Raw genomic sequence first — 9,344 nt, 5'->3', positions numbered from 1 at the left:
CTGAATATGGGGGGACCATCCTCCAAGGCTAAATACTACTGACTGACCGATAGTGAACCAGTACCGTGAGGGAAAGGCGAAAAGAACCCCGGAGAGGGGAGTGAAATAGAACCTGAAACCGTATGCGTACAAGCAGTGGGAGCCTACTTTGTTAGGTGACTGCGTACCTTTTGTATAATGGGTCAGCGACTTATTTTCAGTGGCGAGCTTAACCGAATAGGGGAGGCGTAGCGAAAGCGAGTCTTAATAGGGCGTCTAGTCGCTGGGAATAGACCCGAAACCGGGCGATCTATCCATGGGCAGGTTGAAGGTTGGGTAACACTAACTGGAGGACCGAACCGACTACCGTTGAAAAGTTAGCGGATGACCTGTGGATCGGAGTGAAAGGCTAATCAAGCTCGGAGATAGCTGGTTCTCCTCGAAAGCTATTTAGGTAGCGCCTCGTGTATCACTGCTGGGGGTAGAGCACTGTTTCGGCTAGGGGGTCATCCCGACTTACCAAACCGATGCAAACTCCGAATACCAGCAAGTGTCAGCACGGGAGACACACGGCGGGTGCTAACGTCCGTCGTGAAAAGGGAAACAACCCAGACCGTCAGCTAAGGTCCCAAAATCCTGGTTAAGTGGGAAACGATGTGGGAAGGCTTAGACAGCTAGGAGGTTGGCTTAGAAGCAGCCACCCTTTAAAGAAAGCGTAATAGCTCACTAGTCGAGTCGGCCTGCGCGGAAGATGTAACGGGGCTCAAACCAGGTACCGAAGCTACGGGTTCATCGTAAGATGAGCGGTAGAGGAGCGTTCTGTAAGCCTGTGAAGGTGAGTTGAGAAGCTTGCTGGAGGTATCAGAAGTGCGAATGCTGACATGAGTAACGACAATGCGAGTGAAAAACTCGCACGCCGAAAGACCAAGGGTTCCTGCGCAACGTTAATCGACGCAGGGTGAGTCGGTCCCTAAGGCGAGGCTGAAGAGCGTAGTCGATGGGAAACGGGTTAATATTCCCGTACTTCTAGTTACTGCGATGGGGGGACGGAGAAGGCTAGGCCAGCTTGGCGTTGGTTGTCCAAGTTTAAGGTGGTAGGCAGAGATCTTAGGTAAATCCGGGGTCTTAATGCCGAGAACTGATGACGATCCTTCTTTTAGAAGGAGAAGTGGTTGATGCCATGCTTCCAGGAAAAGCCTCTAAGCTTCAGGTAACTAGGAACCGTACCCCAAACCGACACAGGTGGTTGGGTAGAGAATACCAAGGCGCTTGAGAGAACTCGGGTGAAGGAACTAGGCAAAATGGCACCGTAACTTCGGGAGAAGGTGCGCCGGTGAGGGTGAAGGGTTTACCCCGTAAGCTCATGCCGGTCGAAGATACCAGGCCGCTGCGACTGTTTATTAAAAACACAGCACTCTGCAAACACGAAAGTGGACGTATAGGGTGTGACGCCTGCCCGGTGCCGGAAGGTTAATTGATGGGGTTAGCGCAAGCGAAGCTCTTGATCGAAGCCCCGGTAAACGGCGGCCGTAACTATAACGGTCCTAAGGTAGCGAAATTCCTTGTCGGGTAAGTTCCGACCTGCACGAATGGCGTAACGATGGCGGCGCTGTCTCCACCCGAGACTCAGTGAAATTGAAATCGCTGTGAAGATGCAGTGTATCCGCGGCTAGACGGAAAGACCCCGTGAACCTTTACTATAGCTTTGCACTGGACTTTGAATTTGCTTGTGTAGGATAGGTGGGAGGCTTTGAAGCGTGGACGCCAGTTCGCGTGGAGCCATCCTTGAAATACCACCCTGGCAACTTTGAGGTTCTAACTCTGGTCCGTTATCCGGATCGAGGACAGTGTATGGTGGGTAGTTTGACTGGGGCGGTCTCCTCCTAAAGAGTAACGGAGGAGTACGAAGGTGCGCTCAGACCGGTCGGAAATCGGTCGTAGAGTATAAAGGCAAAAGCGCGCTTGACTGCGAGACAGACACGTCGAGCAGGTACGAAAGTAGGTCTTAGTGATCCGGTGGTTCTGTATGGAAGGGCCATCGCTCAACGGATAAAAGGTACTCCGGGGATAACAGGCTGATACCGCCCAAGAGTTCATATCGACGGCGGTGTTTGGCACCTCGATGTCGGCTCATCACATCCTGGGGCTGAAGCCGGTCCCAAGGGTATGGCTGTTCGCCATTTAAAGTGGTACGCGAGCTGGGTTTAGAACGTCGTGAGACAGTTCGGTCCCTATCTGCCGTGGACGTTTGAGATTTGAGAGGGGCTGCTCCTAGTACGAGAGGACCGGAGTGGACGAACCTCTGGTGTTCCGGTTGTCACGCCAGTGGCATTGCCGGGTAGCTATGTTCGGAAGAGATAACCGCTGAAAGCATCTAAGCGGGAAACTTGCCTCAAGATGAGATCTCACTGGAGCCTTGAGCTCCCTGAAGGGCCGTCGAAGACTACGACGTTGATAGGTGGGGTGTGTAAGCGTTGTGAGGCGTTGAGCTAACCCATACTAATTGCCCGTGAGGCTTGACCATATAACACCCAAACAATTTGATGTTTGTGTGTCAGACGGTTGAAGTCGACAACAAACCGAAAAGACGCAACGCTCGCAAAGCGAACCGTACAAGGCAACACCATCACATACCCAATTAGGGGAAGCGACTCAACACCGACTCCCCAACCGAATTGCTTGACGACCATAGAGCGTTGGAACCACCTGATCCCATCCCGAACTCAGAAGTGAAACGACGCATCGCCGATGGTAGTGTGGGGCTTCCCCATGTGAGAGTAGGTCATCGTCAAGCTTCTACACCAAACCCCCGATCTTCTAACGAAGGTCGGGGGTTTGTCTTTTGGGGGCGCGGAAAATGCGCTCTGTTGGTCTAGTGATAGGGTTAGGGGTTGCGGAGGGCAAATGAATAACTTGTTGCGCTTGCTCAGTGATGGCCGTTTCCATTCTGGCGAAGAGCTGGGTTCTGTACTGGGTGTGAGCCGAAGTGCTGTTTGGAAGAACCTTAAGCGGTTTGAGGCCGAGTTTGGTATCGAGCTCTTCAGAGTGCCAGGGAAAGGCTACCGGCTGGCAGAACCTCTATCGCTTATCAATCACGAGGAAAGTGCAGCAGCATTGGCTGATCTTGGATGGACCCTTTACGTACTAGATACGGTGGATTCGACCAATGCCGAAGCGTTCAGGCTAATAGATGCCGGTGTGACTACGCCATTCGTTATCGTCTCTGAGGCTCAGACCGCTGGCCGAGGGCGTAGAGGTCGTGCATGGGTGAGTCCGTCAGCACAAAATATCTACTACACGCTTGCCCTTAAGATTACGAGAGGCCCTAGCGCGCTGTCAGCATTGAGTTTGGTAGTTGGGTTGGCAGTGCTCAAAGCGTTGCGCCTTGCGGGGGTTTCGAATGCCGGGCTGAAATGGCCTAACGATGTCCTCGCCGATGGAAAGAAAATCGCTGGAATCTTGGTAGAGTTGAGTGGTGATCCGGCGGATGTTTGCCATGTAATTATTGGCATCGGAGTAAACGTGAACATGGCGCCGGGTTCTTTGGATGTTGGGCAGCCTTGGACCTCGGTGAAGGAGCAGGTGGGGGGACTGTGCGATCGAGGCAAGTTTTTACAGCTAATCAGTCGCTCGCTAAGCGAATACTTGAGCAGGCACGCTCGAGAGGGGTTTGCTGCGCTACACGAAGAGTGGGAAGCAAATAACATTTGGCGCGGAAAACAGTGCACGTTAAGTACAGGCTCTCAACAGTTTACAGGCATGATGATGGGAGTAGATCAGCAAGGTGCCTTGAGGCTGCGGATCAGCGATCAGGAGCAGCGGTCGTTCAGTGGGGGAGAGTTAAGCTTGAGGCTCAACCATGATTCTTGAACTGGACTGTGGCAATAGCTCTGTTAAATGGCGCGTAATTTCAGGTTCGGAAGGCCTACTGGTTGCGCAAGGAGTGGCACTACAGCTTGTCGATTTGATTCGAGAGCTTGCTGATCAAAACGTCGAAAGTATCTCGCGGTGCCGATTAGTCAGCGTTCGAGGAGATGCAGAGACCGAAGAAATGGTCAGTCTTATATCGGAGGCCTTCAAGGTTGATGTCGCTAAGGCTTGTGCCGCTGCAGAAACGGCTGGTGTAGCCAACGGCTACTATGACCCGCAACGTCTGGGGTTGGATCGATGGTTGGCCGTTATCGCTGCGTATGAAATGTGCCAGGGGGCGTGTTTAGTAATCGATCTAGGAACAGCTATCACAGTCGACTTGGTGGATCATGATGGGGTGCACCTTGGTGGCTATATAGTGCCAGGGACAGCGCTGTTGCGTGGTCAGCTACTTGCTCATACTCGCCGCATTCATTACAGCCCGGCAGAAATCGAAGCTGCGCTCGCGGCCAATACGCCTGGTAAAAGTACAGCCGAGGGGGTCGAGCGTGGTTGCCTGATGATGGTGCGAAGCTATGTTGCCAGTCAGATTGCTTTTGCAGGCGATCAGCTAGGCGAAGATTTCACTGTTTTAGTCACAGGTGGGGATGCGGCATTGGTTGCAGATCTCCCTGGGGTAAAATGCGTGTCGGATCTGGTTTTCAGGGGGCTAGCAATAGCCTGTCCCTAAAGGGGTATCGATGCGCTGGCTTCTCATGCTTCTGGTAGTTCTGAATCTGTCGTTTTATCTGTATCAGCTTAATCACCAGTCGCTTCCCATCAAGCAGGAGGCTAAGGTCTCCGGCGGCTCTAGCCTAGACTCAAGCATCCAGCTACTGAGCGAAACAACACGCTTGGCCCCTCGCGCCCCTGTCGCAGAGGCGGAGCGGTCCTGTCTTTTCCTGGGTGGCTTCGATGAAGAGTCCGTTGCTCTAGCGATCGAGCAGCGTCTACTCAGTCTCGACATCGATTCTCAGGTTAAGAATGTCGACGAAGCGGCAGGGGTCGACTATTGGGTTTATTTGCCTCCGCTTGTTTCTCGGCAGGCATCGTTGCGTCAGCTGCGCGAGCTGCAATCCCAAAACATCGATAGCTACATAATCACTGTAGGGGATTTGGCTAACGGCATATCTCTGGGGATATTCTCACGTAGGGACTCAGCCGAAAGCGTTGTGTCTCGACTAAATGATGTCGACTATGAAGCGTTGATTCGTGAGTTACCGAGAACTCATCGTCGCTACTGGGTTCAGGTAGCAAGAGGTCAGCAGCATTTGCTAAGCGACACGCTGCTTGGCGATTTGATGAGTGATTTCCCCCAGGTTGAGCATCGTCAAATGCCGTGCTCAACCATTGCAACTTCTGATTAATTTAAATAGAATGGCGCCCGCTCAGCAGTACCGCCCCCGGGCTATATTGTTTGGCGCTGTCACCGAAGCTAAGTCCTCGTTTTTAATGAGAAAAAGCTTGACAGTGATGAGGTAGGCTAAGAAAATGCCGCCTCGTTCTGGAGGGGTTCCCGAGCGGCCAAAGGGATCAGACTGTAAATCTGACGTCATCGACTTCGAAGGTTCGAATCCTTCCCCCTCCACCAGATTTAAGCGTAGACCATGGTTGCGCGGGTATAGTTTAGTGGTAGAACCTCAGCCTTCCAAGCTGATGATGCGGGTTCGATTCCCGCTACCCGCTCCAGTTTAGGGTAACGCGAACAAGATAAGCTCATGTAGCTCAGCTGGTAGAGCACACCCTTGGTAAGGGTGAGGTCAGCGGTTCAAATCCGCTCATGAGCTCCAACACCAAAGGCAGATATGTAAATATCTGCCTTTGTTTTAATGGTGGCGTGACTAGCTCAATTCAACGATGGGAGACGGTCTCGATGGCTAAAGAAAAATTCGAACGTAACAAACCGCACCTGAACGTCGGCACCATTGGTCACGTTGACCATGGCAAAACCACGCTCACTGCAGCGCTGACCAAGGTCTGTGCTGAAACTTGGGGCGGCTCTGCGCGTGATTTCTCGCAAATCGACAACGCGCCAGAAGAGAAGGCTCGTGGTATTACCATCAACACTTCTCACGTTGAATATGACTCATCGATTCGTCACTACGCCCACGTAGACTGCCCAGGTCACGCCGACTATGTGAAGAACATGATCACCGGCGCTGCGCAAATGGATGGTGCTATCCTGGTTTGCTCCGCTGCTGATGGTCCGATGCCGCAGACTCGTGAGCACATCCTGTTGTCCCGTCAGGTTGGTGTTCCATACATCGTAGTCTTCCTGAACAAGGCAGATATGGTGGATGACGCTGAGCTGCTCGAGCTCGTTGAGATGGAAGTTCGCGATCTGCTGTCGACCTATGACTTCCCAGGTGACGACACTCCGATCATCATCGGTTCTGCTCTGATGGCTCTCAATGGTCAGGATGACAACGAGCTGGGTGTGTCGGCCGTTCGTAAGCTGGTTGAGACATTGGATGGTTATATTCCGGAGCCTGAGCGTGCAATCGACAAGCCGTTCCTGATGCCGATCGAAGACGTATTCTCGATCTCGGGTCGCGGTACTGTTGTAACGGGTCGCGTTGAGCGCGGGATCGTCAAGGTTCAGGAGGAGATTGAGATCGTTGGTATTCGTGCCACGACCAAGACTACCTGCACCGGTGTTGAGATGTTCCGTAAGCTGCTAGACGAAGGTCGTGCAGGTGAGAACGTTGGTGTCCTGCTGCGCGGGACAAAGCGTGATGATGTCGAGCGTGGCCAGGTTCTGGCCAAGCCGGGTACCATCAAGCCGCACACCAAGTTCGAGGGTGAGGTCTACGTTCTGAGCAAGGAAGAAGGCGGTCGTCACACGCCGTTCTTCAAGGGCTACCGTCCTCAGTTCTACTTCCGTACTACTGATGTCACAGGTAACTGTGAGCTGCCGGAAGGTGTTGAGATGGTAATGCCGGGCGACAACATCAAAATGGTTGTTACCCTGATCGCTCCAATTGCCATGGAAGATGGTCTGCGCTTCGCGATTCGCGAGGGTGGTCGTACCGTTGGTGCGGGCGTAGTTGCGAAGATCATCGAATAATCGATTGATCTGATCAATTCAGGCCGGCATAATAGTCGGCCTGACTCTTGTTAGGCCAGTAGCTCAATTGGCAGAGCGGCGGTCTCCAAAACCGCAGGTTGGGGGTTCGATTCCCTCCTGGCCTGCCAACTTCAGTTTGAATTTGGCAGTTTTTACAGGGTTCTAGCAGATGAATGTCAAAGCAGAAGCCAAAGACACTCGCTTCGATCTGGTGAAGTGGCTTGTTGTGGCTGCTTTGGTGGCCGTGGCGGTGGTGGGTAATCAGTATTATTCTGCCGAGCCCATTCTCTACAGGGTTCTAGCGCTTCTCGCGTTCGCTGTGGTTGCTGCATTTGTGGCTCTGCAGACTTCTAAAGGTCGTGCCTTTTTCGTTCTTCTGAAAGAAGCGCGCGTCGAGATTCGTAAAGTCGTTTGGCCGACCCGTCAAGAAACCACTCAGACTACACTGATTGTTGTGGCTGTTGTGCTGGTTATGGCGCTGCTGTTGTGGGGGCTTGATTCTCTCCTCGGTTGGCTGGTTTCCATGGTCGTAGGGTAAGGGTGTCTCGTGGCTAAGCGTTGGTATGTGGTTCATGCTTACTCGGGTTACGAGAAGCATGTCATGCGCTCGCTAGTCGAGCGCATCAAGCTTGCTGGTATGGAAGACCATTTCGGTGAGATCCTGGTTCCCACTGAAGAAGTGGTCGAGATGCGTAACGGGCAGAAGCGCAAAAGTGAGCGCAAGTTCTTCCCAGGTTATGTGCTTGTTCAGATGGACATGGCTGAAGGCGCTTGGCATTTAGTCAAGGATACGCCTCGGGTCATGGGTTTCATTGGTGGTACTGCAGATAAGCCTGCGCCGATAACGGATAGGGAAGCTGAGGCGATCCTGCGTCGCGTAGCTGATGGAAGCGATAAGCCTAGGCCCAAGACTCTATTCGAGCCGGGTGAGGTGGTTCGTGTGGCGGACGGTCCGTTTGCTGATTTCAATGGTGTTGTTGAAGAAGTCAATTACGAGAAGAGCCGTATCCAGGTGGCTGTTCTTATCTTTGGCCGCTCCACACCTGTAGAATTGGAGTTCAGTCAGGTCGAGAAGGTCTAGCTGTAGAAAGCATCCCACACCCCGCAGCTGCTGGCTGCGGGGTTTTGTCGTCACTGGGGTATTTAAGTAAACAGGGGAGCCGTTAGGCGCTATCACCCGGAACGGAGTAGTTATGGCTAAGAAGATTCAAGCTTATATCAAGCTTCAGGTAAAGGCCGGTCAGGCCAATCCGTCGCCACCCGTTGGTCCTGCATTGGGTCAGCATGGCGTCAATATCATGGAATTCTGTAAGGCATTTAATGCCCGTACTCAGGGTCAGGAAGCTGGTCTTCCGACGCCGGTGATCATCACCGTCTATAGCGACCGCAGCTTCACCTTTGAGACTAAAAGCACTCCCGCAGCCGTTCTGTTGAAGAAGGCTGCTGGTATTACTAGTGGTTCTGCTCGTCCGAACACCCAGAAGGTCGGCACTGTTACCCGTGCTCAGCTGGAAGAGATCGCGAAGACCAAGAACGCTGATCTTACCGCTGCAGATCTCGATGCGGCCGTGCGCACCATCGCCGGCTCCGCTCGCAGCATGGGCCTGAACGTGGAGGGTGTGTAATGGCTAAGTTGACCAAACGGCAGAAGGTTATTGCCGAAAAGATCGAAGCTGGCAAGCAGTACGCGTTCGAAGATGCCGCTACGTTGCTGGCTCAGCTCTCGGCAGTTAAATTTACCGAGTCGTTCGACATCGCTATCAACCTGGGGGTGGATCCTCGTAAATCCGATCAGGTTGTTCGTGGCGCTACCGTTCTGCCGAACGGTACTGGTAAGAGCGTACGTGTTGCTGTCTTCACACAGGGTCCGGCTGCCGAAGCTGCGCTGGCGGCCGGTGCTGATCGGGTCGGAATGGACGAGCTCGCTGCAGAAATGAAAGGTGGTGAACTCAACTACGACGTCGTAATTGCCTCGCCTGATGCAATGCGCGTTGTGGGTCAGCTGGGTCAGATTCTCGGTCCGCGTGGCCTGATGCCTAACCCGAAAGTTGGTACTGTCACGCCGGACGTTGCGACCGCTGTCAAGAATGCCAAGGCTGGTCAGGTGCGTTTCCGTACCGACAAGAACGGCATCATTCATACCTCGGTTGGCAAGGTAGGTTTCGAAGCGGGTCAGCTGAAGCAGAACGTCGAGGCGTTGCTGTCCGACCTTAAGCGTCTTAAGCCGTCTACCTCCAAAGGTATCTATGTCAAGCGCGTTACCCTGAGCACCACCATGGGGCCTGGCTTGGTCATCGATCAGGCGTCCCTCGAGGCGTAATGCATTGGCGCCCTGGCTTTCGGCAGGGCGCAACACATTGGGGTCCCTGCCTGGCGGGGGCTATCCAAG

The 9,344-nt window shown here is 53.3% G+C and carries 8 protein-coding genes, 4 tRNA genes and 2 rRNA genes (1 of these 14 running past the window's edge); all 14 read left to right on the top strand.

What is annotated here, in order from left to right; all coding sequences use genetic code 11:
- A 23S ribosomal RNA gene (locus JQR87_RS17000) occupies positions 1–2,503 on the top strand (it extends 388 nt beyond the left edge of the window).
- A gap of 154 nt (positions 2,504–2,657) precedes the next feature.
- Positions 2,658–2,773, top strand: a 5S ribosomal RNA gene (gene rrf / locus JQR87_RS16995).
- A 110-nt stretch (positions 2,774–2,883) separates the two neighbouring features.
- Complete coding sequence (gene birA, locus JQR87_RS16990) at positions 2,884–3,849, top strand: bifunctional biotin--[acetyl-CoA-carboxylase] ligase/biotin operon repressor BirA (RefSeq protein ID WP_407294873.1); 966 nt, start codon at positions 2,884–2,886, stop codon at positions 3,847–3,849.
- Positions 3,839–4,579 carry a type III pantothenate kinase gene (locus tag JQR87_RS16985; RefSeq protein ID WP_407294875.1) on the top strand — a complete coding sequence of 247 codons (741 nt, stop codon included), beginning with the start codon at positions 3,839–3,841 and terminating at the stop codon, positions 4,577–4,579. Before birA ends, JQR87_RS16985 begins: the two co-directional genes overlap by 11 nt.
- 10 nt (positions 4,580–4,589) lie before the next feature.
- Positions 4,590–5,255 (top strand): SPOR domain-containing protein, encoded by a 666-nt coding sequence (locus tag JQR87_RS16980; protein ID WP_407294878.1) that lies wholly within the window; start codon positions 4,590–4,592, stop codon positions 5,253–5,255.
- 139 nt (positions 5,256–5,394) lie between these two features.
- Positions 5,395–5,479, top strand: a tRNA-Tyr gene (locus JQR87_RS16975).
- 24 nt (positions 5,480–5,503) lie between these two features.
- Positions 5,504–5,577: transfer RNA gene (locus tag JQR87_RS16970), tRNA-Gly, on the top strand.
- Between the two features lie 25 nt (positions 5,578–5,602).
- Positions 5,603–5,678: transfer RNA gene (locus tag JQR87_RS16965), tRNA-Thr, on the top strand.
- An 83-nt stretch (positions 5,679–5,761) separates the two neighbouring features.
- The gene (gene tuf, locus JQR87_RS16960; protein ID WP_434157837.1) at positions 5,762–6,955 is read left to right on the top strand and encodes an elongation factor Tu; all 1,194 of its coding nucleotides are present in this window, start codon (positions 5,762–5,764) and stop codon (positions 6,953–6,955) included.
- Positions 6,956–7,007: 52 nt separating this feature from the next.
- Positions 7,008–7,083: transfer RNA gene (locus JQR87_RS16955), tRNA-Trp, on the top strand.
- 41 nt (positions 7,084–7,124) lie between these two features.
- On the top strand, positions 7,125–7,493 hold the full coding sequence (gene secE / locus JQR87_RS16950; RefSeq protein ID WP_407294882.1) for a preprotein translocase subunit SecE: 369 nt from the start codon (positions 7,125–7,127) through the stop codon (positions 7,491–7,493).
- A 9-nt stretch (positions 7,494–7,502) separates the two neighbouring features.
- The gene (nusG, locus tag JQR87_RS16945) at positions 7,503–8,036 is read left to right on the top strand and encodes a transcription termination/antitermination protein NusG (protein WP_407294884.1); all 534 of its coding nucleotides are present in this window, start codon (positions 7,503–7,505) and stop codon (positions 8,034–8,036) included.
- A gap of 112 nt (positions 8,037–8,148) precedes the next feature.
- A complete protein-coding gene (rplK, locus tag JQR87_RS16940; RefSeq protein ID WP_025240336.1) occupies positions 8,149–8,580 on the top strand; it encodes a 50S ribosomal protein L11 in 432 nt (143 codons plus the stop codon).
- Entirely contained in the window at positions 8,580–9,275 is a 696-nt protein-coding gene (gene rplA, locus JQR87_RS16935; protein ID WP_407294887.1) for a 50S ribosomal protein L1, read from the top strand. Before rplK ends, rplA begins: the two co-directional genes overlap by 1 nt.
- Positions 9,276–9,344 lie beyond the last annotated feature (69 nt).

It is taken from the genome of Stutzerimonas stutzeri, assembly GCF_051028275.1.
GTDB lineage: Bacteria > Pseudomonadota > Gammaproteobacteria > Pseudomonadales > Pseudomonadaceae > Stutzerimonas > Stutzerimonas stutzeri_AS.
Note: the sequence above shows the minus strand (reverse complement) of the source record. Positions and strands in the feature narration are given on the sequence as shown.

Bases quoted from the DNA above. Each gene is read 5' to 3' on its own strand.
- birA (WP_407294873.1), top strand. From the start codon at position 2,884: ATGAATAACTTGTTGCGCTTGCTCAGTGATGGCCGTTTCCATTCTGGC.
- JQR87_RS16985 (WP_407294875.1), top strand. From the start codon at position 3,839: ATGATTCTTGAACTGGACTGTGGCAATAGCTCTGTTAAATGGCGCGTA.
- JQR87_RS16980 (WP_407294878.1), top strand. From the start codon at position 4,590: ATGCGCTGGCTTCTCATGCTTCTGGTAGTTCTGAATCTGTCGTTTTAT.
- tuf (WP_434157837.1), top strand. From the start codon at position 5,762: ATGGCTAAAGAAAAATTCGAACGTAACAAACCGCACCTGAACGTCGGC.
- secE (WP_407294882.1), top strand. From the start codon at position 7,125: ATGAATGTCAAAGCAGAAGCCAAAGACACTCGCTTCGATCTGGTGAAG.
- rplK (WP_025240336.1), top strand. From the start codon at position 8,149: ATGGCTAAGAAGATTCAAGCTTATATCAAGCTTCAGGTAAAGGCCGGT.
- rplA (WP_407294887.1), top strand. From the start codon at position 8,580: ATGGCTAAGTTGACCAAACGGCAGAAGGTTATTGCCGAAAAGATCGAA.